Source organism: Streptomyces sp. NPDC053665 (assembly GCF_055585285.1).
The window spans coordinates 89,650-115,097 of sequence record NZ_JBVJKK010000008.1; the positions used below are offsets into that span (position 1 = coordinate 89,650).

25 protein-coding genes are annotated in these 25,448 nt (G+C 71.2%); 1 reads left to right on the top strand and 24 read right to left on the bottom strand.

Translation table 11 applies throughout. The annotated features are described in order from the left end of the window. Positions 1-88: 88 nt before the first annotated feature. The 11 genes from rpoZ to pyrR all read right to left on the bottom strand — a co-directional run bounded on the left by rpoZ (position 89) and on the right by pyrR (position 11,645). Positions 89-361, bottom strand: coding sequence for a DNA-directed RNA polymerase subunit omega (gene rpoZ / locus ACZ6ZN_RS28415; protein WP_003988945.1), 273 nt, complete (start codon positions 359-361; stop codon positions 89-91). Positions 362-431: 70 nt separating this feature from the next. Beyond that, on the bottom strand, positions 432-1,025 hold the full coding sequence (gene gmk / locus ACZ6ZN_RS28420; protein WP_467738607.1) for a guanylate kinase: 594 nt from the start codon (positions 1,023-1,025) through the stop codon (positions 432-434). Positions 1,026-1,083: 58 nt separating this feature from the next. Further along, complete coding sequence (locus ACZ6ZN_RS28425; protein WP_003977346.1) at positions 1,084-1,407, bottom strand: integration host factor; 324 nt, start codon at positions 1,405-1,407, stop codon at positions 1,084-1,086. Between the two features lie 276 nt (positions 1,408-1,683). After that, complete coding sequence (gene pyrF, locus ACZ6ZN_RS28430) at positions 1,684-2,529, bottom strand: orotidine-5'-phosphate decarboxylase (RefSeq protein WP_469650629.1); 846 nt, start codon at positions 2,527-2,529, stop codon at positions 1,684-1,686. After that, positions 2,526-3,632: a quinone-dependent dihydroorotate dehydrogenase gene (locus tag ACZ6ZN_RS28435; protein WP_469650632.1), complete on the bottom strand. Its 1,107-nt coding sequence runs from the start codon at positions 3,630-3,632 to the stop codon at positions 2,526-2,528. Before ACZ6ZN_RS28435 ends, pyrF begins: the two co-directional genes overlap by 4 nt. Positions 3,633-3,702: 70 nt before the next feature. Next, positions 3,703-7,011, bottom strand: a complete 3,309-nt coding sequence (carB, locus tag ACZ6ZN_RS28440; RefSeq protein ID WP_451877230.1) for a carbamoyl-phosphate synthase large subunit — start codon at positions 7,009-7,011, stop codon at positions 3,703-3,705. Continuing rightward, positions 7,004-8,143 (bottom strand): glutamine-hydrolyzing carbamoyl-phosphate synthase small subunit, encoded by a 1,140-nt coding sequence (gene carA / locus ACZ6ZN_RS28445; RefSeq protein WP_451877229.1) that lies wholly within the window; start codon positions 8,141-8,143, stop codon positions 7,004-7,006. Before carA ends, carB begins: the two co-directional genes overlap by 8 nt. Further along, positions 8,140-8,709: a PH-like domain-containing protein gene (locus ACZ6ZN_RS28450; RefSeq protein WP_451877228.1), complete on the bottom strand. Its 570-nt coding sequence runs from the start codon at positions 8,707-8,709 to the stop codon at positions 8,140-8,142. Before ACZ6ZN_RS28450 ends, carA begins: the two co-directional genes overlap by 4 nt. Then, the gene (locus ACZ6ZN_RS28455) at positions 8,706-9,992 is read right to left on the bottom strand and encodes a dihydroorotase (RefSeq protein ID WP_398110712.1); all 1,287 of its coding nucleotides are present in this window, start codon (positions 9,990-9,992) and stop codon (positions 8,706-8,708) included. The genes ACZ6ZN_RS28450 and ACZ6ZN_RS28455 overlap by 4 nt, the downstream gene beginning before the upstream one ends. A 5-nt stretch (positions 9,993-9,997) precedes the next feature. Next, positions 9,998-10,975: an aspartate carbamoyltransferase catalytic subunit gene (locus ACZ6ZN_RS28460; protein ID WP_451877227.1), complete on the bottom strand. Its 978-nt coding sequence runs from the start codon at positions 10,973-10,975 to the stop codon at positions 9,998-10,000. Positions 10,976-11,078: 103 nt separating this feature from the next. After that, positions 11,079-11,645, bottom strand: coding sequence for a bifunctional pyr operon transcriptional regulator/uracil phosphoribosyltransferase PyrR (gene pyrR, locus ACZ6ZN_RS28465; RefSeq protein WP_469650636.1), 567 nt, complete (start codon positions 11,643-11,645; stop codon positions 11,079-11,081). Between the two features lie 266 nt (positions 11,646-11,911). Here pyrR and bldD point away from each other — a divergent pair, with 266 nt between their 5' ends. After that, entirely contained in the window at positions 11,912-12,415 is a 504-nt protein-coding gene (bldD, locus tag ACZ6ZN_RS28470) for a transcriptional regulator BldD (protein ID WP_020938842.1), read from the top strand. Between the two features lie 193 nt (positions 12,416-12,608). Here the strand turns inward: bldD and nusB are convergent, their stop codons facing one another. The 13 genes from nusB to ACZ6ZN_RS28535 form a co-directional block, all read right to left on the bottom strand. Beyond that, positions 12,609-13,043, bottom strand: a complete 435-nt coding sequence (nusB, locus tag ACZ6ZN_RS28475; protein WP_184981683.1) for a transcription antitermination factor NusB — start codon at positions 13,041-13,043, stop codon at positions 12,609-12,611. A gap of 2 nt (positions 13,044-13,045) precedes the next feature. Further along, the gene (gene efp, locus ACZ6ZN_RS28480; protein ID WP_333937441.1) at positions 13,046-13,612 is read right to left on the bottom strand and encodes an elongation factor P; all 567 of its coding nucleotides are present in this window, start codon (positions 13,610-13,612) and stop codon (positions 13,046-13,048) included. 49 nt (positions 13,613-13,661) lie between these two features. Continuing rightward, a complete protein-coding gene (locus ACZ6ZN_RS28485; RefSeq protein ID WP_469650640.1) occupies positions 13,662-14,777 on the bottom strand; it encodes a M24 family metallopeptidase in 1,116 nt (371 codons plus the stop codon). 100 nt (positions 14,778-14,877) lie between these two features. Then, positions 14,878-15,783, bottom strand: coding sequence for a Pro-rich N-terminal domain-containing protein (locus ACZ6ZN_RS28490; RefSeq protein ID WP_469650643.1), 906 nt, complete (start codon positions 15,781-15,783; stop codon positions 14,878-14,880). 165 nt (positions 15,784-15,948) lie between these two features. Beyond that, positions 15,949-17,040 carry a 3-dehydroquinate synthase gene (aroB, locus tag ACZ6ZN_RS28495; RefSeq protein WP_469650646.1) on the bottom strand — a complete coding sequence of 364 codons (1,092 nt, stop codon included), beginning with the start codon at positions 17,038-17,040 and terminating at the stop codon, positions 15,949-15,951. Further along, the gene (locus ACZ6ZN_RS28500) at positions 17,037-17,552 is read right to left on the bottom strand and encodes a shikimate kinase (protein WP_469650648.1); all 516 of its coding nucleotides are present in this window, start codon (positions 17,550-17,552) and stop codon (positions 17,037-17,039) included. The genes aroB and ACZ6ZN_RS28500 overlap by 4 nt, the downstream gene beginning before the upstream one ends. Next, a complete protein-coding gene (gene aroC / locus ACZ6ZN_RS28505; protein WP_398110705.1) occupies positions 17,549-18,733 on the bottom strand; it encodes a chorismate synthase in 1,185 nt (394 codons plus the stop codon). The genes ACZ6ZN_RS28500 and aroC overlap by 4 nt, the downstream gene beginning before the upstream one ends. Positions 18,734-18,875: 142 nt before the next feature. Beyond that, positions 18,876-19,217, bottom strand: coding sequence for a hypothetical protein (locus ACZ6ZN_RS28510; protein WP_469650652.1), 342 nt, complete (start codon positions 19,215-19,217; stop codon positions 18,876-18,878). A 51-nt stretch (positions 19,218-19,268) separates the two neighbouring features. Beyond that, positions 19,269-20,096 (bottom strand): shikimate dehydrogenase, encoded by an 828-nt coding sequence (locus tag ACZ6ZN_RS28515; protein ID WP_451877220.1) that lies wholly within the window; start codon positions 20,094-20,096, stop codon positions 19,269-19,271. 10 nt (positions 20,097-20,106) lie between these two features. Next, a complete protein-coding gene (gene mltG / locus ACZ6ZN_RS28520) occupies positions 20,107-21,813 on the bottom strand; it encodes an endolytic transglycosylase MltG (protein WP_469650655.1) in 1,707 nt (568 codons plus the stop codon). 121 nt (positions 21,814-21,934) lie between these two features. Continuing rightward, complete coding sequence (gene ruvX / locus ACZ6ZN_RS28525; RefSeq protein ID WP_451877218.1) at positions 21,935-22,399, bottom strand: Holliday junction resolvase RuvX; 465 nt, start codon at positions 22,397-22,399, stop codon at positions 21,935-21,937. Positions 22,400-22,414: 15 nt separating this feature from the next. Next, entirely contained in the window at positions 22,415-25,087 is a 2,673-nt protein-coding gene (gene alaS / locus ACZ6ZN_RS28530; RefSeq protein ID WP_398110700.1) for an alanine--tRNA ligase, read from the bottom strand. Next, positions 25,087-25,440: a hypothetical protein gene (locus ACZ6ZN_RS28535; RefSeq protein ID WP_451877216.1), complete on the bottom strand. Its 354-nt coding sequence runs from the start codon at positions 25,438-25,440 to the stop codon at positions 25,087-25,089. Before ACZ6ZN_RS28535 ends, alaS begins: the two co-directional genes overlap by 1 nt. Between the last annotated feature and the right edge of the window lie 8 nt (positions 25,441-25,448).

Sequence of the window (25,448 nt, forward strand, 5' to 3'; positions counted from 1 at the left end):
GCGACCTACACGTCCCATCACACACCACAGGCCCGGCAGTCGGCCTGCCGGGCCTGTGGACAAGTCAGCGTCAAGCTGCAGATCGTACTTACTGCGCCGGGCCCTCTACGGCCTCGGACGTCAGGAGCCCCGCGTTGATCTCGCGGAGGGCGATCGAGAGCGGCTTCTCGTGGACGTGCGTGTCGACGAGGGGACCGACGTACTCGAGGAGACCCTCGCCGAGCTGCGAGTAGTACGCGTTGATCTGGCGGGCCCGCTTGGCCGCGTAGATCACGAGGCTGTACTTCGAGTCGGTGGCCTCGAGGAGCTCGTCGATCGGCGGGTTGATGATGCCCTCGGGCGCGGAGATGGAAGAGGACACGCTCTACCTTCCGATGGATGGGAAAGAATCTGTCGGGGTGATCAGCGAGGACCGGATCGATCAGCGATGGTCACACGACGTCCATCAAGGCTAGCAGCTCGCGCGCCACGTCCTCGACGGAGGTGTTGACCAGGGTGGTGTCGAACTCCGGTTCCGCGGCCAGTTCGGTCTTGGCCGCCTCGAGCCTGCGCTCGATGACCTCGGGCGGTTCGGTGCCGCGACCGGTGAGCCGGCGCACCAGCTCCTCCCAGGAGGGAGGGGCCAGGAACACCAGCTGGGCCTCGGGCATCGACTCCCGGACCAGCCGGGCGCCCTGGAGGTCGATCTCGAGGAGGACCGGCTCGCCCTTCTCCAGGCGCTCCTGCACGGCCGCGCGCGGCGTGCCGTAGCGGTTGCCGGCGAACTCGGCCCACTCCAGCAGCTCGCCGTTGGCGATCAGCTTGTCCATCTCGTCGTCGGTGACGAAGAAGTAGTGGACTCCGTGCTGCTCGCCGGGACGGGGCTTGCGGGTCGTCGCCGACACCGAGAGCCAGACCTCGGGGTGTTGCTTGCGCATATGAGCGACGACCGTGCTCTTGCCGACCCCGGAGGGGCCGGAGAGCACGGTCAGCCGCGGACGTGCGTCCGGGGGTACGGGGGACGTCCCCCGGGGTGTTACAGCCATGCAGCGATTATCCAGCAATCCCGGAGTGCCCGGGACTCGCTTCCGCGGAGTGAGCGGTTCAGGAGCCGGTGCTGCCGAACTCGCGCTCCAGGGAGGCGATCTGGTTGGAGCCGAGACCCCGCACGCGGCGGCTCTCGGAGATGCCGAGTCGCTCCATGATCTGCTTGGCGCGGACCTTGCCCACGCCCGGCAGCGACTCGAGGAGGGCGGAGACCTTCATCTTGCCGATGACGTCGTTCTCCTGGCCCTGCTTGATGACCTCGTGAAGGGAGGCGCCGGAGTGCTTGAGTCGATTCTTGACCTCGGCCCGCTCCCGGCGAGCCGCGGCGGCCTTTTCGAGCGCGGCTGCGCGCTGTTCAGGGGTAAGGGGCGGAAGAGCCACGCCTACGTCACCTCGGATGTCGAACTGTCGGATACGGACCGGTGAGGAACCTAGTCGCCCCACACCTGGGGAGGTACGAGCAACACACGCTTGCCCGTTCTCTCGTCGGAGACTAGCGGGCAAGTCCGCCGGAGTCAGCGAGAACAGCGGAAAAGTCCTGGTCAGCCTTCAGGTGAACGGACATTTAGGACATACTGCCCTGGATTTGAGGATGTATTCAGATTCAACGGCCTCCCGGGCCGCCCACCGGAGGTCCCGCCGATGGTCCAGACCGCCTCAGGAGGACGTCACGGCCTGACGGATCTCCTCCGCGAAGCGTTCCGAGGCGTCACGCAGAGCGACCGCGTCGGGTCCGTGGCGCAGCACTCCCCGGCTGACGTTCGGCACGACGTTGCGCACGGCCGATCCGAAGACCCGGGGAAGATCGGCCGGTGTGGCTCCCTGGGCCCCGATGCCGGGTGCGAGGAGCGGACCGTTGATGTCCAGGTCGTACGTCGACAGGTCACCGAGCGTGGCGCCGACGACCGCGCCGAAGGAGCCCAGGGGCTGCTCGCCGGCGTTCTCGGCGGCCAGGTGCGCGAGCATGGTCGTCCCGACGTTCCGCCCGTCGGAGCGCACGGCGTGCTGGACCTCGCCGCCCTCCGGGTTGGAGGTGAGCGCCAGCACGAACAGTCCGGCGCCGCTCTCGCGGGCCAGTTCCACGGCCGGGGCGAGAGAGCCGTAGCCCAGGTAGGGCGAGACCGTGAGCGCGTCGGAGAACAGCGGTGCGTCCTTGTGCAGGAAGGACTCGGCGTAGGCGGCCATGGTGGAGCCGATGTCGCCGCGCTTGGCGTCCATCACGACCAGCGCGCCCGCCGCCCGCGCCTCGGCGACCGACGCCTCCAGGACGGCGACGCCCCGGGAACCGAAGCGCTCGAAGAACGCGCTCTGCGGCTTGAGCACGGCGACCCGGTCGGCCACCGCCTCGACGACCGTGCGGCTGAACCGCTCCAGGCCCGCGACGTCGTCGTTCAGGCCCCACTCGGCCAGCAGGGACGCGTGCGGGTCGATGCCCACGCACAGCGGGCCGCGCTCGTCCATGGCCCGGCGCAGGCGCGCGCCGAAGGGTTCCAGGGCACTCATGCCGTCTTCCTCACGTCGGCGCCCACCGCGTCGGCGAGCGTGGCGTAGGGGCTGGTCGCCAGGCGGGCGGCGAGCCCCTTGTGGATCGAGCGGGCGTAGAAGGGCCCCTCGTAGATGAAGGCGCTGTAGCCCTGGACGAGCGTGGCGCCGGCCAGGATGCGCTGCCAGGCGTCCTCGGCGTTCTCGATGCCGCCGACGCCCACCAGGGTGATCCGGTCGCCCACGCGCGCGTAGAGGCGCCGCAGGACTTCCAGGGACCGCTCCTTCAGCGGCGCCCCGGACAGACCGCCGGTCTCCTTGACCAGGCCGGGCGCGGACCTCAGCCCGAGGCCCTCGCGGGCGATGGTGGTGTTGGTGGCGATGATGCCGTCCAGGCCGAGCTCGACGGCGAGGTCGGCGACGGCGTCGACGTCCTCGTCGGCGAGGTCCGGCGCGATCTTGACCAGCAGCGGGACGCGGCGGGCGGAGACCGTGCGGTCGGCGGCCTCGCGGACGGCGCTCAGCAGGGGGCGCAGGGCCTCGGTGGCCTGGAGGTTGCGCAGGCCGGGCGTGTTCGGCGAGGAGACGTTGACGACCAGGTAGTCGGCGTAGGGCGCGAGGCGCTCCGCGGACTTCACGTAGTCGGCGACGGCGTCCTCCTCGGGGACGACCTTGGTCTTGCCGATGTTGACGCCGACGACCGGCTTGAAGACCGGCGTGCGGGAGGCCAGGCGGGCGGCCACGCGGAGCGAGCCGTCGTTGTTGAAGCCCATGCGGTTGATCAGCGCGCGGTCCTCCACCAGGCGGAACAGCCGCTGCCGGGGATTGCCCGGCTGGGGTTCGCCGGTCACCGTGCCGATCTCGACGTGGTCGAAGCCCAGCATGGCCATGCCGTCGATGCCGACGGCGTTCTTGTCGAAGCCGGCCGCGAGCCCGAAGGGGCCGTGCATGCGCAGCCCGAGGGCCTCGGTGCGCAGCTCCTTGTAGCGGGGCGCGAGGGCGGCCGCGAGGAAGGTGCGCAGCACGGGCACGCGGGCGGCCAGGCGGACCCAGCGGAAGGCGAGGTGGTGCGCCTGCTCCGGGTCCAGCCGCTTGAAGACGAGACGGAAGAAGATCTTGTACATGGTGTCCTCACCAGGACGTGACGTCCTCACGAAGAGGGGGACACCGTTTCCGGTGTCCCCCTCGGGGCTGCTAGTCGCGGGCCGCGGTCAGGTGTTCCGCGTGTTCCTGGAGCGAGCGGACGCCCACGTCGCCGCGGTTGAGGGCGTCGATGCCCTGCACCGCCGCCGCCAGCGCCTGGACCGTCGTCAGGCAGGGCACCGAGCGGGCCACCGCCGCCGTGCGGATGTCGTAGCCGTCGAGGCGGCCGCCCGTGCCGTACGGGGTGTTGACGATGAGGTCGACCTCGCCGTCGTGGATGAGCTGGACGATGGTCTTCTCGCCGTTCGGGCCCACGCCCTCGGACTGCTTGCGCACGACGGTGGCGTTGATGCCGTTGCGCTTGAGGACCTCGGCGGTGCCGGAGGTGGCGAGCAGCTCGAAGCCGTGCGCGACGAGCTCGCGGGCCGGGAAGATCATCGAGCGCTTGTCGCGGTTGGCGACGGAGATGAACGCGCGGCCCTTGGTGGGCAGCGGCCCGTAGGCACCCGCCTGCGACTTGGCGTACGCCGTGCCGAAGACGGAGTCGATGCCCATGACCTCGCCGGTGGAGCGCATCTCCGGGCCGAGGATCGTGTCGACGCCGCGGCCGTGGATGTCGCGGAAGCGCGACCACGGCATGACGGCCTCCTTGACGGAGATCGGCGCGTCCAGCGGCAGCTCCCCGCCGTCGCCGGTGGCCGGGAGCAGGCCCTCGGCGCGCAGCTCGGCGACGGTGGCGCCCAGCGAGATGCGGGCGGCGGCCTTGGCCAGCGGCACCGCCGTCGCCTTCGAGGTGAAGGGGACGGTGCGCGAGGCGCGCGGGTTGGCCTCCAGCACGTAGAGGATGTCGCCGGCCATCGCGAACTGGATGTTGATCAGGCCGCGCACGCCCACGCCCTTGGCGATGGCCTCGGTGGAGGCGCGCAGGCGCTTGATGTCGAAGCCGCCGAGGGTGATCGGGGGCAGGGCGCACGCCGAGTCGCCGGAGTGGATGCCGGCCTCCTCGATGTGCTCCATGACGCCGCCGAGGTACAGCTCCTCGCCGTCGTAGAGGGCGTCGACGTCGATCTCGATGGCGTCGTCGAGGAACCGGTCGACCAGGACCGGCCGGGACGGGCTGATCTCGGTCGACTCGGCGATGTACGCCTCCAGGCGCGTCTCGTCGTAGACGATCTCCATGCCGCGCCCGCCGAGGACGTAGGACGGGCGCACCAGGACCGGGTAGCCGATCTCGTCGGCGATGGCCTTGGCCTCGGCGAAGGTGGTGGCCGTGCCGTGCTTGGGGGCGGGCAGGCCGGCCTCGGCGAGGACCCGGCCGAAGGCGCCGCGGTCCTCGGCGGCGTGGATGGCCTCCGGGGAGGTGCCGACGATCGGCACGCCGTTGTCCTTCAGCGCCTGCGACAGGCCCAGCGGGGTCTGGCCGCCGAGCTGGACGACGACGCCCGCAACCGGTCCGGCCTGCCGCTCGGCGTGCACGATCTCCAGCACGTCCTCGAGCGTGAGCGGCTCGAAGTACAGGCGGTCGGAGGTGTCGTAGTCGGTGGAGACGGTCTCCGGGTTGCAGTTGACCATCACCGTCTCGTAGCCCGCGTCGCTCAGTGCGAAGGAGGCGTGGACGCAGGAGTAGTCGAACTCGATGCCCTGGCCGATGCGGTTCGGGCCGGAGCCCAGGATGATGACGGCCGGCTTCTCGCGAGGCGCGACCTCGCTCTCCTCGTCGTAGGAGGAGTAGAAGTACGGCGTCCTCGCGGCGAACTCGGCGGCGCAGGTGTCGACCGTCTTGTAGACCGGGCGGATGCCGAGCGCGTGCCGGACCTCGCGGACGACGTCCTCGCGCAGGCCGCGGATCTCGCCGATCTGCGTGTCGGAGAAGCCGTGCCGCTTGGCCTCGGCCAGCAGGTCGGCGGTGAGCTCGGGGGCCTCGGCCAGCTCGTCGGCGATCTCCTTGATCAGGAAGAGCTGGTCGACGAACCAGGGGTCGATCTTCGTGTAGTCGAAGACCTCCTCGGGCGTGGCGCCCGCGCGGATGGCCTGCATGACGGTGTTGATGCGGCCGTCGGTGGGGCGCACCGCCTGCTCCAGGAGCTGGAGCTTGTCGCCGGGATCGCCGACGAAGGTGAACTGGCTGCCCTTCTTCTCCAGCGAGCGCAGGGCCTTCTGGAAGGCCTCGGTGAAATTCCGGCCGATGGCCATGGCCTCGCCGACCGACTTCATGGTGGTGGTGAGGGTGGAGTCGGCACTGGGGAACTTCTCGAAGGCGAACCGGGGGGCCTTCACGACCACGTAGTCGAGCGTGGGCTCGAAGGAGGCCGGGGTCTCCTGCGTGATGTCGTTGGGGATCTCGTCCAGCGTGTAGCCGACGGCGAGCTTGGCCGCGATCTTGGCGATCGGGAAGCCGGTCGCCTTGGAGGCGAGGGCCGAGGAGCGGGAGACGCGCGGGTTCATCTCGATCACGATGACCCGGCCGTCCTCGGGGTTCACCGCGAACTGGATGTTGCAGCCGCCGGTGTCGACGCCCACCTCGCGGATCACGGCGATGCCGATGTCGCGCAGGATCTGGTACTCGCGGTCGGTGAGGGTCATCGCCGGGGCGACGGTGATGGAGTCGCCGGTGTGCACGCCCATCGGGTCGAAGTTCTCGATGGAGCAGACGACCACGACGTTGTCGTGCTTGTCGCGCATCAGCTCCAGCTCGTACTCCTTCCAGCCGAGGATGGACTCCTCCAGGAGCACCTCGGTGGTCGGCGAGAGGGTGAGGCCGGTGCCCGCGATGCGGCGCAGCTCCTCCTCGTCGTGGGCGAAGCCGGAGCCGGCGCCGCCCATGGTGAAGGAGGGACGGACCACGACCGGGTAGCCGCCGAGCTCCTCGACGCCCTTGAGGACATCGTCCATGGAGTGGCAGATGTAGGACCGGGCGGACTCGCCGTGGCCGATCTTCTTGCGGACCTCCTCCACGACCACCTTGAACTGGTCGCGGTCCTCGCCCTTGTGGATGGCCTCGACGTTGGCGCCGATCAGCTCGACGCCGTGCTTGTCGAGGACGCCGTTCTCGTGGAGCGAGATCGCGGTGTTGAGGGCCGTCTGGCCGCCCAGGGTGGGCAGCAGCGCGTCGGGCCGCTCCTTGGCGATGATCTTCTCGACGAACTCGGGGGTGATCGGCTCGACGTAGGTGGCGTCGGCGATCTCCGGGTCGGTCATGATCGTCGCCGGGTTGGAGTTCACAAGGATGACCCGCAGGCCCTCGGACTTCAGCACGCGGCACGCCTGGGTGCCGGAGTAGTCGAACTCGGCGGCCTGACCGATGACGATCGGGCCGGAGCCGATGACCAGGACGGACTGGATATCGGTGCGCTTAGGCACGCTGGCCCTCCATCAGGGAGACGAAGCGGTCGAACAGGTAGGCGGCGTCGTGGGGGCCCGCTGCCGCTTCGGGGTGGTACTGGACGCTGAAGGCGGGGCGGTCGAGGAGCTGGAGCCCCTCCACCACGTTGTCGTTCAGGCAGACGTGCGACACCTCGGCACGGCCGAACGGGGTGTCGGCGACCTCGTCGAGCGGGGCGTCGACGGCGAAGCCGTGGTTGTGCGCGGTGACCTCGACCTTGCCGGTCGTGCGGTCCTGCACCGGCTGGTTGATGCCGCGGTGGCCGTACTTCAGCTTGTAGGTGCCGAAGCCGAGGGCGCGGCCGAGGATCTGGTTGCCGAAGCAGATGCCGAACAGCGGGGTGCCCCGCTCCAGGACGCCCTGCATGACGGAGACGGGGTGGTCGGCGGTGGCCGGGTCGCCCGGGCCGTTGGAGAAGAACACGCCGTCCGGGTTCACGGCGTAGACGTCCTCGACGCTCGCGGTGGCCGGCAGGACGTGCACCTCGATGCCGCGCTCGGCCATGCGGTACGGGGTCATGCCCTTGATGCCGAGGTCCACGGCGGCGACGGTGAACTTCTTCTCGCCCTGGGCCGCGACGACGTACGCCTCGGTGGTGGCGACCTCGGCGGAGAGGTCGGCGCCCTTCATCTGCGGGGCCTCCTGCACGCGCGCGAGGAGCGTCGCGTCGTCCCGCACGGCGTCGCCGCTGAAGATGCCGACGCGCATGGCGCCGCGCTCGCGCAGGTGGCGGGTGAGGGCGCGGGTGTCGACGCCGGAGATCCCGACGACGCCCTGCGCGTCCAGCTCCTCGTCGAGGGTGCGCCGGGAGCGCCAGCTGGACGGCACGCGCGCGGGGTCGCGCACGACGTAGCCGGAGACCCAGATGCGCCGGGACTCGGCGTCCTCGTCGTTCACGCCGGTGTTGCCGACGTGCGGGGCGGTCATCACCACGACCTGGCGGTGGTAGGAGGGGTCGGTGAGGGTCTCCTGGTAGCCGGTCATGCCGGTGGAGAACACCGCTTCGCCGAAGGTCTCCCCCACGGCCCCGTAGGCGCGGCCCCGGAAGATCCGGCCGTCCTCCAGGACGAGCACGGCGGGAGTCTTGGCTCCCCTGGTGGAGGTGGTCATCGTTCGGCGCCTTCCCTGGTGTTCTTCTCGATCATGGCGTTGATGGTGTCGACCCACTCGCGGTGCCCGGCCGCGTGGTCGGAGCGGAAGCCGGAGTCGATCAGCCGGTCCCCGTGCTCCCAGGTGACGACGAGCAGGCCGCCCTCGGTGAGCACCTTGCCGGCGATGCCCTTGTCGAGCCGGGCCTCGCGCAGCCGGGCCACCGGCACGAAGAAGTCGCTCGCCCCGGGGCGTACGACGTCCAGGCCGGCGTCCGTCAGCGTCAGCTCGGCGCGGCTGCGGGCGCCCAGGCCCCGGGCGACGATGCGGTCGAGCCACTGCCCGGCGGTGGTGGAGCCGTGGTAGCGGCCGGTCGTGGTCAGGCGAACCGGGCCCGGCTCGTCCGGGGCGGTGGGCAGCTCGGGCAGGTCGCCCTGGAGCGTGCCGCGCCACTTCCAGCCCTCGCGCATCAGCCAGTAGACGAGCGCGACGAACAGGGCGAGGCCGACGACCCAGCCGATGCGGGCGGCCCAGTCGGTCACTTCCGCCGATTCCTTCTCGGCGGCCAGCAGGAGTACAGGTGTCACGTGAGCTTCCCGTCGACGAGCGTGGCCTTGCCCCGCAGCCACGTGTGCGTCACACGGCCCGGCAGCTCACGGCCCTCGTAGGGGGTGTTGCGGCTGCGCGAGGCGAAGCCCGCGGGGTCCACCAGCCCACGGTATGCCGTGTCGACCAGGGTGAGGTTGGCGGGCTCACCTGCCGAGACGGGACGGCCCTGGCCGGCGGCCTGTCCGATCTGCGCGGGCTTGACGGACATCCGGTCGGCGACGCCGGCCCAGTCCAGCAGGCCCGTGTCCACCATGGTCTCCTGCACCACCGACAGCGCGGTCTCCAGCCCGACCATGCCCATGGCGGCCGCGGCCCACTCGCAGTCCTTGTCCTCGTGCGGGTGCGGGGCGTGGTCGGTGGCGACGATGTCGATCGTGCCGTCGGCGAGGGCCTCGCGCAGGGCCATCACGTCGCGCTCGGTGCGCAGCGGCGGGTTGACCTTGTAGACGGGGTTGTACGAGCGGACCAGCTCGTCGGTGAGGAGCAGGTGGTGCGGGGTGACCTCGGCGGTGACCTGGATGCCGCGGGACTTGGCCCAGCGGACGATCTCGACGGACCCGGCGGTGGACAGGTGGCAGATGTGGACGCGGGAGCCGACGTGGTCGGCGAGCAGGACGTCCCGGGCGATGATCGACTCCTCGGCCACCGCGGGCCAGCCGCCGAGACCCAGCTCGGCGGAGACGACGCCCTCGTTCATCTCGGCGCCCTCGGTCAGCCGCGGCTCCTGCGCGTGCTGGGCGACGACACCGCCGAAGGCCTTCACGTACTCCAGGGCCCGGCGCATGATCACGGCGTCGTGGACGCACTTGCCGTCGTCGGAGAAGACGGTGACGCCGGCGGCCGACTCGTGCATGGCGCCCAGCTCCGCGAGCTTCCTGCCCTCCAGGCCGACGGTGACGGCGCCGATGGGCTGCACGTCGCAGTAGCCGTGCTCCTTGCCGAGCCGCCAGACCTGCTCGACGACGCCGGCGGTGTCGGCGACCGGGAAGGTGTTGGCCATGGCGAAGACGGTGGTGAAACCGCCGGAGGCGGCGGCGCGGGTGCCGGTGAGGACGGTCTCGGAGTCCTCGCGGCCGGGCTCGCGCAGATGGGTGTGCAGGTCGACCAGGCCGGGCAGCAGCACCTTGCCCTCGGCCTCGACGACCTCCGCGCCCTCGGCGCTCAGGCCGGTCCCCACCTCGGCGATGGTCCCGCCGTCGATCAGGACGTCCTGGGGGGCACCGCCGAGCACCTTCGCACCACGGATCAGGATCTTGCTCATCTGTCTTACTTCTCCTCGGTGCGGGGGTTGGTGACGGCGGGCTCGTTGCCACCGAGCAGCAGGTACAGGACGGCCATCCGGATGGACACTCCGTTCGCGACCTGCTCGACGACGGTGCAGCGGTCGGAGTCGGCGACCTCGGCGGTGATCTCCATGCCGCGGACCATCGGCCCGGGGTGCATCACGATGGCGTGCTCGGGCATCCGCGCCATGCGGTCGCCGTCGAGTCCGTAGCGCCGCGAGTACTCCCGCTCGGTGGGGAAGAAGGCGGCGTTCATGCGCTCGCGCTGGACGCGCAGCATCATCACCGCGTCCGACTTGGTCAGGGTGCTGTCGAGGTCGTAGGAGACCTCGCACGGCCAGGTCTCGATGCCGACCGGCAGCAGGGTCGGCGGGGCGACGAGGGTGACCTCGGCGCCCAGGGTGTGCAGCAGGTCCACGTTGGAGCGGGCGACCCGGCTGTGGAGCACGTCGCCGACGATGGTGATGCGCCTGCCCCCGAGGTCCTGGCCGAGCCCGGCGTCGGGCCCGATCAGGCGGCGGCGCATGGTGAAGGCGTCCAGCAGGGCCTGGGTGGGGTGCTGGTGGGTGCCGTCGCCGGCGTTGACGACGGCGGCGTCGATCCAGCCGGAGTTCGCCAGGCGGTAGGGGGCTCCGGAGGCGCCGTGCCGGATGACCACGGCGTCGACGCCCATGGCCTCCAGGGTCTGGGCGGTGTCCTTCAGGGACTCGCCCTTGGACACGCTGGAGCCCTTGGCGGAGAAGTTGATGACGTCCGCGGACAGTCGCTTCTCGGCGGCCTCGAAGGAGATCCGGGTCCGGGTGGAGTCCTCGAAGAAGAGGTTGACGATCGTGCGGCCGCGCAGGGTCGGCAGCTTCTTGATCGGCCGGTCGGCGACCCGGGCCATCTCCTCGGCGGTGTCGAGGATCAGGACGGCGTCGTCGCGGGTGAGGTCGGCGGCCGAGATGAGATGACGCTGCATCTGTCAGGCTCCGTAAGGCAGTTCAAAACGGGAGGTTCGGGGCAGACGGGCGCGCGGGCACGCGCACTGAACCGGCGTACGGCGGCGGCGTACGCCCGGAGTGCTACTGGGCGGCCGGCTTGGCACCGAGCAGCACGGTGTCGCGACCGTCCTCCTCGGCGAGCTGGACCTTGACCGTCTCCCGCAACGACGTGGGGAGGTTCTTGCCGACATAGTCGGCACGGATGGGCAGTTCGCGGTGGCCGCGGTCCACGAGGACCGCCAGCTGCACCGCGCGCGGGCGCCCGATGTCGTTCAGGGCGTCGAGGGCGGCGCGGATCGTGCGGCCGGAGAAGAGCACGTCGTCGACGAGGACGACCAGCTTGCCGTCGATGCCGTCACCGGGGATCTCGGTGCGGGCCAGCGCACGCGGCGGGTGCATGCGCAGGTCGTCGCGGTACATGGTGATGTCGAGCGAGCCGCACGGAACCTTGCGCTCGGTGATCTGCTCGAGCTTGTCGGCGAGCCTGCGGGCGAGGAAGACGCCCCGGGTCGGAATGCCGAGGAGCACCACGTCGTCGGCGCCCTTGGCGCGTTCGACGATCTCGTGGGCGATACGGGTCAGCACCCGTGCGATGTCGGGCCCTTCCAGAACGGGCCGGGCATCGGACTGCGAGTCGTGCGTGTCCATACGAAACGGACCTCCTTCTCCGCCTCACGGGACGGACCTTAAAGGACGTCGGGATTGCGCCATCCACGGTAGCAGGTCCCCGCCGTCACCCGAACGGGCCCCATGGATCACCCATCCGGCGCAATGCACGGCCGCTACCACGGAAGAGTCGGTGCGGACCATTCGGCTTGACGCGGCAGAGTAACGCTGCGTAACCTCACAGTGAGTTACCAGCCGCGCGGGCTGGCACCCACGCCAGACGCGTCGACACAGTGCCGGGGAGCTATATGTCCAGCGAATACGCCAAACAGCTCGGGGCCAAGCTCCGGGCGATCCGCACCCAGCAGGGCCTTTCCCTCCACGGTGTCGAGGAGAAGTCCCAGGGCCGCTGGAAGGCGGTCGTGGTCGGTTCGTACGAGCGCGGCGACCGTGCCGTGACCGTGCAGCGCCTTGCCGAGCTGGCGGATTTCTACGGCGTTCCGGTGCAGGAGCTGCTGCCGGGCACCACCCCGGGCGGCGCCGCCGAGCCGCCGCCCAAGCTGGTCCTGGACCTGGAGCGGCTGGCCACGGTCCCCGCCGAGAAGGCGGGCCCCCTCCAGCGCTACGCGGCGACGATCCAGTCGCAGCGTGGTGACTACAACGGCAAGGTGCTCTCGATCCGCCAGGACGACCTGCGCACACTCGCCGTCATCTACGACCAGTCCCCCTCGGTCCTCACCGAGCAGCTGATCAGCTGGGGCGTGCTGGACGCGGACGCGCGCCGCGCCGTGGCGACCCACGAGGACGCCTAACCCCTCCCCGGGGCAGCGGACCCGACCACAGCAGAAACGTGCCGCCGGGGTGGCCGGAACCAGATGGTTCGCGGCCACCCCGGCGGTGTCGTACGGGGCCGTGGAGCCGTCCGGGACGACAGGACGGGCCGGGGAAACGCCGGAGGGCCCGCAGCGTCACCGCTGCGGGCCCTCCGGCGTGTGTGCTCGGTCCTCAGACCTCGTCGCGGCGGAGCGACGGCTTGAGCTCCTTCAGCCGGCCGAGGAGGCCGTTGACGAACGAGGGCGACTCGTCCGTCGAGAACTCCTTCGCCAGCTGCACCATCTCGTCGAGCACGACGGCGTCCGGGGTCCCGTCGACCCAGATCAGCTCGTAGGCGCCGAGCCGCAGGATGTTGCGGTCGACGACCGGCATGCGGTCGAGCGTCCAGCCCACCGAGTACTGGGCGATCAGCTCGTCGATGCGCTTCGCGTGCTCGGCGTAGCCCTCGACGAGCTCCATCGTGTACTCGCTGACCGGCGGCTGTCGGGTGTCCGCCCGGGAGAGCCGCACCCAGTCCGCGAGGACCGTCAGGACGTCGGCGCCGCGCTGGTCACCCTCGAAGAGGATCTGGAAGGCGCGCTTACGGGCCGTGTTGCGGGCAGCCACGGTTAGCTGTTCACCCGGCCGAGGTAGTCGCTGGAGCGGGTGTCGACCTTGATCTTCTCACCGGTGGTGATGAAGAGGGGGACCTGGATCTGGTGGCCGGTCTCCAGGGTGGCGGGCTTGGTGCCACCGGTGGAGCGGTCGCCCTGGACGCCCGGCTCGGTCTCCTGCACGGTCAGCTCGACGGCGGCGGGCAGCTCGACGAAGAGCACCTCGCCCTCGTGCTGGGCGACCGTGGCGGTGAAGCCCTCGATCAGGAAGTTGGCGGCGTCGCCGACGGCCTTGCGGTCGACGTGCAGCTGGTCGTACGTCTCCATGTCCATGAAGACGAAGTACTCGCCGTCCATGTAGGAGAACTGCATGTCCCGCTTGTCGACGGTGGCCGTTTCGACCTTGACGCCGGCGTTGAAGGTCTTGTCGACGACCTTGCCGGAGAGCACGTTCTTGAGCTTGGTGCGCACGAAGGCCGGGCCCTTGCCGGGCTTGACGTGCTGGAACTCGACGACGGACCAGAGCTGGCCGCCTTCGAGCTTGAGCACCATGCCGTTCTTGAGGTCGTTCGTGGAAGCCACGGTTGCGGAATCTCCTGGACTGACGTACGACCCCGGGGCACGCACCTGCCTACAGGGCGAGCAGCTCCTTGGTCGTGATGGTGAGTAGCTCGGGTCCGCCGTCCGCCTCGGGGCGGACGACGAGCGTGTCATCGATCCGGACACCACCCCGGCCCGGGAGGTGGACCCCAGGTTCGACGGTGACCGGCACGCAAGCGTCCAGTTTACCCATGGCCGCGGGACTCAATTGAGGGTCCTCGTCGATTTCGAGCCCCACGCCGTGTCCGGTCAGGGCCGTGAGGCCCTCGGAGTACCCGGCGGAGTCCAGCACCTGGCGGGCCGCGCGGTCCACGTCCCGGCAGGCGGCGCCGGGGACGAGACTCTCCCGACCGGCCCGCTGGGCTGCGAAGACCAGGTCGTACAGCTCGATCTGCCAGTCGGCGGGCGCGGTGCCGATCACGAACGTGCGGCCGATCTCGCACCGGTAGCCGCGGTACGTCGCGCCGAGGCACACGGAGAGGAAGTCGCCCTCCTCCACCCGGCGGTCGGTGGGCCGGTGACCCGGGCGGCCCGAGTGGGGGCCGGTGCCCACCGAGGTGGGGAAGGCCGGACCGTCCGCCCCGTGGTCGACCAGGCGCCTCTCCAGCTCGAGGGCGAGGTGGCGCTCGGTGCGGCCGACCAGGATGGACTCCAGGAGTTCACCGAGGGCCTGGTCGGCGATCTCCGCGGCGATGCGGAGGGAGGAGATCTCCTCCTCGTCCTTGACGACCCGGAGCTGCTCGACCGCGCCGCCGAGATCGGCCAGGCGCAGGGCGGGGGCGGCCGAGCCGAGGGCCCGGTGCCGGGCCACGGTGAGGTGGTGCTCCTCGACGGCGAGCGAGTCGGTGCCGTGCTCCGCGGCGACGCCGGCCGCGGCGACGGCCGGATCGCCCGCGGCTGCTCCCGGCAGGGTCCGCACGCGCAGCGCCTCGTCGGGGCGCTCCTGGGTGGGGCGGTCGGCCGGCGGGCCGGCACAGACCAGGAGGTCCTCCTGCGGGGTCCGCCCCAGCAGCAGGGCGGCGCCGGGCGGGGCGGCACCCGCGAGGTAGCGCACATTGGCGGGGCGGGAGACGAGCGCCGCCGCGCTGCCGCCCGCGTTGCAGATTTCCCTCAGACGCGTCCGGCGGGCCGCGTACACCTCTGACATGAACCGAGCGTATGAGCTTCGGCCGCCGGGCGCCGTTCGGGAGAGGCCGAGTGGGGCAGCGCGGTGGGTGCCGCCCGCACGGCTCCGCCCCGGGGTGGCGCTACCACTGGGGCGGGCTCGCTATGGACCGGGCGAGGACCTCGTCCAGCACCCGGGCCGTCTCCGGCACGTCCATCTGGGAGTTGTCGATGATCGGCAGGCCCGATCCGTACCAGCCGGCCATGCGGCCGTGGATGCGGGCGACCTCCTCGTCCGACAGGCGGCGGTTGCCGGAGCGCTCCGCGTTGCGCTCCAGGACGATGTCCAGCCCCGGCAGGAGCACGACGGGCAGCAGGCCCGGGCCGACGTGGCGTTTCCAGCCGCCGAGACCGACGACCGGGCGGTCGGGGAAGACGGCGTCGTCGAGGATGCACGAGATGCCGTTGGCCAGGAAGTTGCGCGCGGCGAATCCGCAGGTGCGGCGGGCGAGGCGGTACTGGGCCTCGGAGTTGTCGTTCCACCCGGACTGCGGGTCGGCGAAGCCGGAACGGACCCATTCGCGCACGTCGTCGAGGCTGATGTGCGCCGTGGGGACCCGGCGGTGGTCCGCCCAGTACTTGGCGACGCTGGTCTTGCCCGCGCCCGCCGGGCCGATCAGCAGCACCGCGAGGGTCGTGCCCGCAGGGTCGGGGGCCGCCGCGGCGGGCGGGGCGCTCGGCACGGCGACGGGCCCGCCGGGCGGCAGCCGCACATGGCCGGTGGTCTCCGGCACCACCGGCGCGGAGGCCTGCGCGGGAGGCGCGGCCGGACCAGGAGGCGGCGCGGCCGGACCAACAGGCGGCGCGGCCGGACCAGGAGGCGGCGCGGGGTAGCCCGGCGCCGGGGGCGGCGGGGGTACGGGCGCGGGGCCCTGCTGCGCGCCGGGGTGCTGCGGCCCCGGGTGATGTGCGGCCGGGGACCAGCCGACGGCCGGTCCGTGCCCCGGCTGATGGGGCGGCGGCAGCGGAGAACCCACTGCGTGCTGCATCCGGTGCCACTCCGTCTCGTACAGGCGATAGGCGCTGACAGCGGGGGCGGTACCCGCTGCTACCGAACGGTACCGCCCCCGGTCGTCCCTGTGTGAACGGCCGGGGGCGGTCCGAAGTGCCCGGACGCGCACGGCGCTTCGGGGCGGGCAGGCGCGCGGGAGGACTTACTGGCCGACTTCGCCGTACGCGGCGAGCAGGACGGCCGGGTCGGGCCCTTCCAGGACCGTGGGCTTGGCCAGCCCGTCGAGGACGATGAAGCGCAGCAGGTCGCCGCGGGACTTCTTGTCGACCTTCATGGTCTCCAGCAGCTTGGGCCACTGGTCGTAGCGGTAGTGCAGGGGCAGCCCGACCGCTTCGAGGACGGTGCGGTGCCGGTCGGCCGTCGCGTCGTCCAGCCGGCCCGCGAGGCGGCCCAGTTCGGCGGCGAAGTGCATACCGACCGAGACGGCCGCGCCGTGGCGCCACTTGTAGCGCTCGTTCTTCTCGATGGCGTGGCCGAGCGTGTGCCCGTAGTTGAGGATCTCCCGCAGGCCCGACTCCTTCAGGTCCGAGGAGACCACGTCGGCCTTGACCCGGATGGAGCGCTCGATCAGCTCGGCGGTGTGCGGTCCGGCCGGGGTGCGGGCGGCCTCGGGGTCGGACTCGATCAGGTCGAGGATCACGGGGTCGGCGATGAAGCCGGCCTTGATGACCTCGGCGAGCCCGGAGACGTAGTCGTTGACGGACAGCGACTCCAGCGCGGCCAGGTCGCACAGGACTCCGGCGGGCGGGTGGAAGGCGCCGACGAGGTTCTTGCCCTCGGCGGTGTTGATCCCGGTCTTGCCGCCGACGGCCGCGTCGACCATGGCCAGCACGGTCGTCGGGACGGCGATCCAGCGCACCCCGCGCAGCCAGGTGGCGGCCACGAACCCGGCGAGGTCCGTGGTGGCGCCGCCGCCGACGCCCACGACGACATCGGTGCGGGTGAAGCCGGACTGGCCGAGCGCCTTCCAGCAGTAGGCGGCGACCTCGGCGGTCTTGGCCTCCTCGGCGTTGGGCACCTGGATCGCGACGGTCTCGTAGCCCTGCCCGGCGAGGTCGGCCCGCAGGGCGTCGCCGGTCTCGGCGAGCGCCTCGGGGTGGATGACCGCGACCCGCTTGGCCCGGTCGCCGATCAGCCCGCCGAGTTCGTCCAGCAGCTGACGGCCCACCAGGACCTCGTAGGGCTCGGTGCCCGCGGTGCCGGCGACCTGGATGCGGGTGACTGCCTCGCTCATGCCTTCTTCAACTCCAGTGCGTCCAGGGCGGCTTCGGTGACCTCTTCGGGCGTACGGCCGTCCGTGGCGATCACGGCGGTGGCGACCTCCTCGTAGAGGTGCCGGCGGGCCTCCATCAGCTCGCGCCACTGCTTGCGCGGGTTGACCGCGAGCAGCGGGCGGGCCGTGTTGAGGCCGGTGCGCTTGACGGCCTCCTCGACGTCCATCGACAGGTACGCCACGCGCTGCCCGGCGAGCAGCGCGCGCGTGTCCTCGTCGAGGACGGCGCCGCCGCCCAGCGCGAGCACGCCGTCGTGCTCGGCGACGGCGCGCCGCACGGCCGCCTTCTCCAGCGTCCGGAAGGCGGCCTCGCCCTCGTCGACGAAGATCTCGGCGACCGTCCGGCCCTGCCCGGCGACGATGTCGTCGTCGGTGTCCCGGTAGGCGACCCCGAGCCGCCCGGCCAGCAGCCGGCCGACGGTGGACTTGCCCACGCCCATCGGGCCGACCAGCACGACCAGCGGCCCGCTCATCGGATGGCGAGGTGGTCGAGGTACGCGGTGACGTTGCGGCGGGTCTCGGTCACCGAGTCGCCGCCGAACTTCTCGGCCACCGCGTCGGCCAGGACGAGCGCCACCATGGCCTCGGCCACGATCCCGGCCGCCGGGACGGCGGAGACGTCCGAGCGCTGGTGGTGGGCCTGGGCGGCCTCGCCCGTGGTGACGTCCACGGTCTGGAGGGCGCGCGGGACGGTCGCGATCGGCTTCATCGCCGCCCGCACCCGCAGCAGTTCGCCGGTGCTCAGCCCGCCCTCGGTGCCGCCGGAGCGGCCCGAGGTGCGCCGGATGCCCTCGCCGGTGTTCACGATCTCGTCGTGCGCCTGCGAGCCCGGCACCCGCGCCAGCTCGAAGCCGTCGCCGACCTCGACACCCTTGATGGCCTGGATCCCCATGAGCGCGCCGGCCAGCCGGGCGTCCAGCTTGCGGTCCCAGTGCACGTGCGAACCGAGACCCACGGGCACGCCGTAGGCCAGGATCTCCACCACACCGCCCAGGGTGTCGCCGTCCTTGTGGGCCTGGTCGATCTCGGCGACCATCGCCTTCGACGCGTCCGCGTCCAGGCAGCGCACCGGGTCGGCGTCCAGCCGCTCCACGTCGGCCGGGGCCGGGTAGACGCCCTTGGGCGCCTTCGCCGACGCCAGTTCCACCACGTGCGAGACGATCTCGACCCCGGTGGTCTCCTTCAGGTAGGAGCGGGCCACCGCGCCCAGCGCCACCCGGGCCGCGGTCTCCCGCGCCGAGGCACGCTCCAGGATCGGCCGGGCCTCGTCGAAGCCGTACTTCTGCATGCCCGCCAGGTCGGCGTGACCGGGCCGGGGGCGGGTCAGCGGCGCGTTGCGGGCCAGCCCCGCCAGCACCTCCGGGTCGACCGGGTCGGCCGCCATGACCTGCTCCCACTTGGGCCACTCGGTGTTGCCCACCATGATCGCCACCGGGGAGCCGAGCGTGAGGCCGTGCCGGACACCGCCGAGGAAGGTGACCTCGTCCCGCTCGAACTTCATCCGCGCACCGCGCCCATAGCCCAGGCGCCGCCTCGCGAGATGGTCCGCCACCATGTCCGTGGTGATCGGCACGCCGGCGGGAAGGCCCTCCAGCGTCGCGACGAGTGCGGGACCGTGGGACTCCCCCGCGGTCAGCCAGCGCAACCTGCTCAACGGTGCTCCTCAGTGCTCGCGCCCTGGTACTGCCTTGCGTACGCACGTCCTCGCGTACGGCGACGGCCTGACCGGCTGCGCGGCTCCGGTCCGCCACCTCCGATCCTCCCACGCCCGGGCCCGGTGTCCGGCCGCCGGTCCATCAGGCGGACGCGCTGTCGCCCTCGCGGCGCTGCGGGGCGTAGGCCCCCAGGAAGTCGGCGCCGGATTCCTGCCGGGGCGGCGCGGGCGTCTGCTGCGGCGTGTACTGCCCGAGGAAGTCGGCGCCGCGCCCCTGCCCGTACCGGGCGGCGGCGTGCACCGGCCGGCCGGTGCGGACGGCACGGCGGTAGGCGATCTTGCGCGTGATCTTGACGGCCCAGGACGCCACGAGGGCGAGCACGATCAGGGCGAGCACCGTGAACTGCACCCAGTCGGGCAGGAAGCGCAGCACGACCTCGAAGATCTCGGACTTCGCGGACGCCTGCGGCAGGCTTGCGGACATGACGGACGTTCCCCTCCCCTTGTTCCGCCCCCTGCGGAACGAGAGCGGATCTTAGCGGCCCGCGAGGGCCCGCTCGCCCGCTTTTCGCATGGCGTCCAGGGGCGCGGGGGCGCGTCCCGTCATCTGCTCGACCTGGAGCACCGCCTGGTGCACCAGCAGGTCGAGTCCGCTGACGACGGCTCCGCCGTACGCCGACCAGCGGGCGGCGAGGTCGGTCGGCCAGGGGTCGTAGAGGACGTCGAAGAGGGCCGCCGGCCGTTCCGGCACCGACCGGGCGAGCGCGTCGGTGACCCCGGCGGGCGTGGTGCTGATCACCAGCGGGGCGCGCAGGGCCTGCTCGGCGTCCGCCCAGTCGGCGATGCGCACGGTGACCTCCAGCCGCTCCGCCCACTGCCGCATCTCGGCGGCCCGGGCCTCGCTGCGCACGTACACGGCGATCTCGCCCGGGCAGATGCGGGACAGTGCGGCCAGCGCGGAGGAGGCGGTGGCGCCCGCACCGAGGATCGCGGCGGAGTCGGTCTGCTCGATGCCGTGTTCGCGCAGGGCGGCGACCATGCCGGGGATGTCCGTGTTGTCGCCGGTGCGGCGGCCGTCCTCCGTGACGACGACGGTGTTGACGGCGTCGACCGAGGCCGCGGTGTCGCTGATCCGGTCGAGCAGCGGGATCACGGCCCGCTTGAGCGGCATGGTCAGCGACAGCCCGGCCCACTCGGGTCCCAGCGTCTCGAGGAACGCGGGCAGCCCGGCCTCGTCGACCTCGAACCGGTCGTACGTCCAGCCGTCCAGGCCCAGTTCCCGGTAGGCGGTGCGGTGCAGGACCGGGGAGAGCGAGTGGGCGATCGGGGAGCCGAGTACGGCGGCCCGGCGGGGTGCGGCCATGGAGGGTTCCTCAGTTGTTGCGCGAGGCGTTGAACTTGTCGACCAGCTTCTGGTGTTCGGCGTTCGTCTTCGTGAACTTGCTGGTCTTGCCGTCGAGCGAGATGAAGTAGTACCAGCCGTCGTCCGTCGGGGCGAGCGCGCCCTTGAGCGCGTCCTCGCCCGGGTTGTCGATGGGACCCGGCGGCAGGCCCTTGTGGAAGTACGTGTTGTAGGGGTTGTCGTAGTTCCGCAGCTCGCTCAGGCTGAGGTCGATCTTGCTCTGGTTCTTGATGTAGTTGTAGGTGGAGTCGAACTCCAGCATCCCGTTGGTCTGGGGGTTGCCGGGCTTCATGCGGTTGTAGACGACCTCGGCCATCTTGCGGAAGTCGTCGTGGCTGGTGCCCTCGGCCTGGACGAGGCTGGCGACCGTGATCAGCTGCCAGGGGTTCTCGAGCCCGAGGCTCGCGGCCTTCTTCTCGACGCCGAGCTTGTCGTAGGTCTCGGTGGCCCGCCCGACCATCTGCTTCAGCACGTCCGCGGGCTTCTGCCCCTCGGTCACGCCGTAGCTCGAGGGGTAGAGGAACCCTTCCAGCGGGTCCTTGACCTGGGGGTGATTCTGCGCCCAGGCGGGCAGACCGAGCTTGCGGAAGTCCTTCTCGGCGACCGCGGCCGTGGTGCCCTCCTTGACCTCCAGCCGCTTGTCGATGAGGCGGTAGATGTCGGCGTTGCGCCGGCCCTCGGCGATGATCAGGTTGTCGCGGCTCTCGGGGCTCAGCATCAGCTCGACCGCGCTGGCGGCCGACATCTGCTTCCGCATCGTGTAGACGCCGGCCTGGATGTTGCGGCCCTCCGGGTCGGACGCCTGGGCCGAGACGAAGGCGTCGACGCTCTTGACGACCCCGGCGGCCTTCAGCGCCCGGCCGATCGCGTAGCCGTTCGCGCCCTCGGGGATCTCGACGGACACCTTCTGGCCGGTTCCCTCGCCCGCGAAGTCCGGGGCGTCGCCGAAACGATCCTGGTAGAACTGGTAGCCGAAGTAGCCGGCACCGGCCACGCCGCCGCCGAGGATCACGACGACCAGCAGGCAGGCCATGCCGTTGCGGCGCTTCTTCGGCTTGCCGCCGCGTCCGCGTTTGTCGCCGCCCTTGCCGCGCCGGTCACGCGGATCGTCGCCGTCGCCACCGTCGTCCTCGTCGTCCCCGCCCGCGAAGAAGGCGTGTTCACCCTGGTCGGGGCCCGGGTCCCAGTCCGTCTCGGCCTCGGGTTCCGGGCTCCGCCCGGTGCTTCGCGGGGCCGGCTGCTCGGAGGGCGGGTAGGCGTCGGGGGTGCCGTAGGACTCCTGCGGGCCCGTCCCGTAGGTGTCGCTCTGCTGCCCGTAGGGATCACCCGGGTACGAGACCTGCTGGTGGGCGCCGGTGTCCCAGCCGCCGTTGCCGTAGGGCTGCTGCTGGTACGGGTCCTGCGGCTGGCCCTGACCGGGGTACTGCTGCTGTCCGTGGGCCTGGGCCGCGTACTGCTGCTGGTCGTACGGGTACTGCTGGTGCGCGTGACCGTAGCCGGGGTACTCGCCGCTGCCCCAGTCGCCCTGCTGCGGCTGCTGCGGGTAGTGCTGCGGCTGGCCTCCGTAGGGGGACGGGTGACCCTGCTGGGCCTGCGGGCCGCCGAATCCGCCGTCCCCGTACAACGGGTCCTCCGGATGCCACGGTTCGGAGCCTTGGCCCCGGCCATACTCAGTCATCGATCCCCTAGAGCCGCGAGGCGGCGGTCGCGCGGCTTCCGGCCCGGCTCCCGTCCCGCCTCTTGCTGTGCGGCGGCTGTTCGAACGCCGCCGCATCGCGCGGAACGTTACCGTATCGCGATCAGATGACCACTTCGACGCCTTCACCGGGTGCTTTGCCTGACACCCGTTCGGATTCGAGGGCCTGCTGGAGGATGATCACGGCGGCCGCCTGGTCGATGACGGACCGGCCCTTCTTGGACTTCACGCCCGAGGCGCGCAGTCCCTGACTGGCCGTCACCGTCGTCATCCGTTCGTCGACGAGCCTCACCGGCACCGGGGCGATCATGCCGGCCAGCTCCTGGGCGAAGCCCCGGACCTTGACCGCGGCGGGGCCTTCGCCGCCCTTGAGGGAGCGCGGCAGGCCGATCACCACCTCGATGGGCTCGTACTCCTCGACGAGCTGCCCCAGCCGTCGCCGGGCTGCCGGGATGTCGCGCCCGGGGACCGTCTCCACCGGGGTGGCGAGGATCCCGTCGGGGTCGCACGAGGCGACCCCGATGCGGGCGTCCCCGACGTCGATCGCGAGCCGACGTCCTCTGCGCATGGTCCGGCCCGTCCCCTACTTGGCCGTCTCGGCGACGAGGCGCTCGACGGCGTCCACGGCGTCACCGACGGCGGCCGGGTTCTGGCCGCCGCCCTGGGCGACGTCCGGCTTGCCGCCACCGCCGCCGCCGAGGGTCTTGGCGGCGGCGCGGACCAGGTCACCGGCCTTCAGACCGCGCTCGCGGGCGGCCTCGTTGGTGGCGATCACCGTGAGCGGCTTGCCGTTGACGACCGTGAACAGGGCGACGACGGCGGCCCGGCCGCCCTGGATGCGCCCGCGCACGTCGAGGACCAGCTTGCGCAGGTCGTCGGCGGTCGTGCCGTCCGGGACCTGGCCGGTCACGACGGCGACGCCTCGGACGTCCTTGGCGGACTCGGCGAGACCGGCGGCGGCCTGGAGCACCTTCTCGGCGCGGAACTTCTCGATCTCCTTCTCGGCGTCCTTCAGCTTGCCGAGCATGGCGGAGACCTTCTCCGGGAGCTCCTCCGGGCGGCCCTTGATCAGCTCCTGGAGCTGGGCGACGACCGTGTGCTCCCGGGCGAGGAAGTTGTAGGCGTCCACGCCGACCAGGGCCTCGATACGCCGCACGCCCGAGCCGATGGAGGACTCGCCGAGCAGCTTCACCAGGCCCAGCTGGGCGGTGTTGTGCACGTGCGTGCCACCGCACAGCTCCTTGGAGAAGTCGCCGATGGTCACCACGCGCACGCGCTCGCCGTACTTCTCGCCGAACTCGGCGATGGCGCCCTGCTTCTTGGCCTCGTCGATGCCCATGACGTCGGCCCGGACGTCCAGGTCGCGGGCGAGCACCTCGTTGATCTTCTGCTCGACGTCGGTCATCACGGCCGTCGGGACGGCGGACGGGGAGCCGAAGTCGAAGCGGAAGCGGCCGGGCTGGTTCTCCGAACCGGCCTGGGCGGCCGTCGGGCCGAGGGCGTCGCGCAGGGCCTGGTGGGTCAGGTGGGTGGCCGAGTGGGCGCGGGCGATGGCCTTGCGGCGGCGGTCGTCGATGGCGGCGTGGGCCTTGGCGCCGACGGTGACCTCGCCGACCTGGACGACGCCCTTGTGGACGTAGACGCCCGGGACGGGCTTCTGGCAGTCGCGGATCTCGATGACGGCACCGGTGTCGACCTTGATGCGGCCGGTGTCGCCGATCTGGCCGCCGCCCTCGGCATAGAAGGGCGTGCGGTCCAGGACGATCTCGACCTCGTCGCCCTCGGTGGCGGCCGGGGAGGAGGCGCCGTCGACGAGGATGCCGACGATCGTGGACTCGCTCTCGGTGTCGGTGTAGCCGATGAAGTCGGTGGCACCGGCCTGGTCGGCGATCTCGCGGTAGGCGCCGGCACCGGCGTGCCCGGTCTTCTTGGCCTGGGCGTCGGCCTTGGCGCGCTCCCGCTGCTCCTTCATCAGGCGCCGGAAGCCGTCCTCGTCCACGGACAGGCCCTGCTCGGCGGCCATCTCCAGGGTGAGGTCGATCGGGAAGCCCCAGGTGTCGTGGAGCAGGAAGGCCTTGTCGCCGGGCAGGACGGTGCCGCCGGCGGCCTTGGTGTCGGTGACGGCCGTGTCGAGGATGTTGGTGCCGGCCTTCAGCGTCTTGAGGAAGGCGTTCTCCTCGGCGAGGGCCACCTTCTCGATGCGCTCGCGGTCGGTGACGAGCTCGGGGTACTGCCGGCCCATCATCTCGATCACGGTGTCGATCAGGTCCTTGACGACCGGGCCGGTGGCACCGAGCAGGCGCATGTTGCGGATGGCGCGACGCATGATGCGGCGCAGCACGTAGCCGCGGCCCTCGTTGCCGGGGGTGACGCCGTCGCCGATCAGCATCACGGACGTGCGCATGTGGTCGGTGACCACGCGCAGGGAGACGTCCGAGGCCTGGGCGTCGCCGTAGCGGACGCCGGTCAGCTCGGTGGCCTTGTCGATGACGGCCATCGAGGTGTCGATCTCGTACATGTTCTGCACGCCCTGCAGAATCATGGCGAGGCGCTCGAGCCCGAGGCCGGTGTCGATGTTCTTGCTGGGCAGTTCGCCGAGGATCTCGAAGTTGTCCTTGCCGATGCCCTCGCCCCGCTCGTACTGCATGAAGACGAGGTTCCAGATCTCCACGTACCGCTCGTCGTTGACGGCGGGACCGCCCTCGGCGCCGAACTCGGGGCCGCGGTCGTAGTTGATCTCGGAGCAGGGGCCGCAGGGGCCGGGGACGCCCATGGACCAGTAGTTGTCCTTCATGCCGAGGCGCTGGATGCGCTCCTTCGGCACGCCGACGACCTCGTGCCAGATGCGCTCGGCCTCGTCGTCGTCCTTGTAGACGGTGATCCACAGGCGCTCGGGGTCGAGGCCGTAACCGCCCTCGTCCTGCGAGCCGGTGAGCAGCTCCCAGGCGAGCTTGATGGCGCCTTCCTTGAAGTAGTCGCCGAAGGAGAAGTTGCCGCACATCTGGAAGAACGTGCCGTGCCGGGTGGTCTTGCCGACCTCCTCGATGTCCGGCGTGCGCACGCACTTCTGCACGCTGGTGGCGCGGGCGAAGGGCGGCTTGACCTCACCGAGGAAGTAGGGCTTGAAGGGGACCATGCCGGCCGGGACGAGGAGCAGAGTCGGGTCGTCCGCGATGAGCGACGCCGAAGGGACGACGGTGTGACCGCGCTCCTCGAAGAAGCTCAACCAGCGGCGGCGAATCTCAGCCGACTCCATCAGTGGTCCTCATTCCGGTTGTACGGGTACGTCGGGTACGTCGAACCCTCGACGTACGTCGGGTTGTTGCGGTTCTCGATGGCGGCGTGCCGCCGGGGCGCCGGGAGTTCCGGGTTCTCGTTGATGCCGAGTGCCTCGCCGAGCTCGGCCTCCCGCGCGGCCATGTTGTCCCGGACGTCGAGCGCGAAGCCCACCGCCCGGTCCTTGATGCGGTGGCCCGCCTCGATCGCCTTGTTCCCGGCGGTCTTCGCGAGGCTCTCGGGGGTCAGCTGCCTGAGCTTGCGGTTGACCTTGGTGGTGGCCCACACACCGGCGGCGACGCCCGTGCTGAACCAGAAGGTGCGGCGGAACATCGCTGGCT

Coding starts and splice junctions, on each gene's coding strand:
- gmk (WP_467738607.1), bottom strand. CDS start 1,025: ATGGCTGTAACACCCCGGGGGACGTCCCCCGTACCCCCGGACGCACGT.
- bldD (WP_020938842.1), top strand. CDS start 11,912: ATGTCCAGCGAATACGCCAAACAGCTCGGGGCCAAGCTCCGGGCGATC.
- mltG (WP_469650655.1), bottom strand. CDS start 21,813: ATGACTGAGTATGGCCGGGGCCAAGGCTCCGAACCGTGGCATCCGGAG.
- ACZ6ZN_RS28435 (WP_469650632.1), bottom strand. CDS start 3,632: ATGTACAAGATCTTCTTCCGTCTCGTCTTCAAGCGGCTGGACCCGGAG.
- carA (WP_451877229.1), bottom strand. CDS start 8,143: ATGACCACCTCCACCAGGGGAGCCAAGACTCCCGCCGTGCTCGTCCTG.
- ACZ6ZN_RS28490 (WP_469650643.1), bottom strand. CDS start 15,783: ATGCAGCACGCAGTGGGTTCTCCGCTGCCGCCGCCCCATCAGCCGGGG.
- ACZ6ZN_RS28460 (WP_451877227.1), bottom strand. CDS start 10,975: ATGCAGCGTCATCTCATCTCGGCCGCCGACCTCACCCGCGACGACGCC.
- ruvX (WP_451877218.1), bottom strand. CDS start 22,399: ATGCGCAGAGGACGTCGGCTCGCGATCGACGTCGGGGACGCCCGCATC.
- pyrR (WP_469650636.1), bottom strand. CDS start 11,645: ATGGACACGCACGACTCGCAGTCCGATGCCCGGCCCGTTCTGGAAGGG.
- pyrF (WP_469650629.1), bottom strand. CDS start 2,529: ATGAGTGCCCTGGAACCCTTCGGCGCGCGCCTGCGCCGGGCCATGGAC.
- ACZ6ZN_RS28455 (WP_398110712.1), bottom strand. CDS start 9,992: ATGAGCAAGATCCTGATCCGTGGTGCGAAGGTGCTCGGCGGTGCCCCC.
- alaS (WP_398110700.1), bottom strand. CDS start 25,087: ATGGAGTCGGCTGAGATTCGCCGCCGCTGGTTGAGCTTCTTCGAGGAG.
- ACZ6ZN_RS28515 (WP_451877220.1), bottom strand. CDS start 20,096: ATGGCCGCACCCCGCCGGGCCGCCGTACTCGGCTCCCCGATCGCCCAC.
- ACZ6ZN_RS28510 (WP_469650652.1), bottom strand. CDS start 19,217: ATGTCCGCAAGCCTGCCGCAGGCGTCCGCGAAGTCCGAGATCTTCGAG.
- aroB (WP_469650646.1), bottom strand. CDS start 17,040: ATGAGCGAGGCAGTCACCCGCATCCAGGTCGCCGGCACCGCGGGCACC.
- ACZ6ZN_RS28485 (WP_469650640.1), bottom strand. CDS start 14,777: ATGTCAGAGGTGTACGCGGCCCGCCGGACGCGTCTGAGGGAAATCTGC.
- ACZ6ZN_RS28500 (WP_469650648.1), bottom strand. CDS start 17,552: ATGAGCGGGCCGCTGGTCGTGCTGGTCGGCCCGATGGGCGTGGGCAAG.
- ACZ6ZN_RS28535 (WP_451877216.1), bottom strand. CDS start 25,440: ATGTTCCGCCGCACCTTCTGGTTCAGCACGGGCGTCGCCGCCGGTGTG.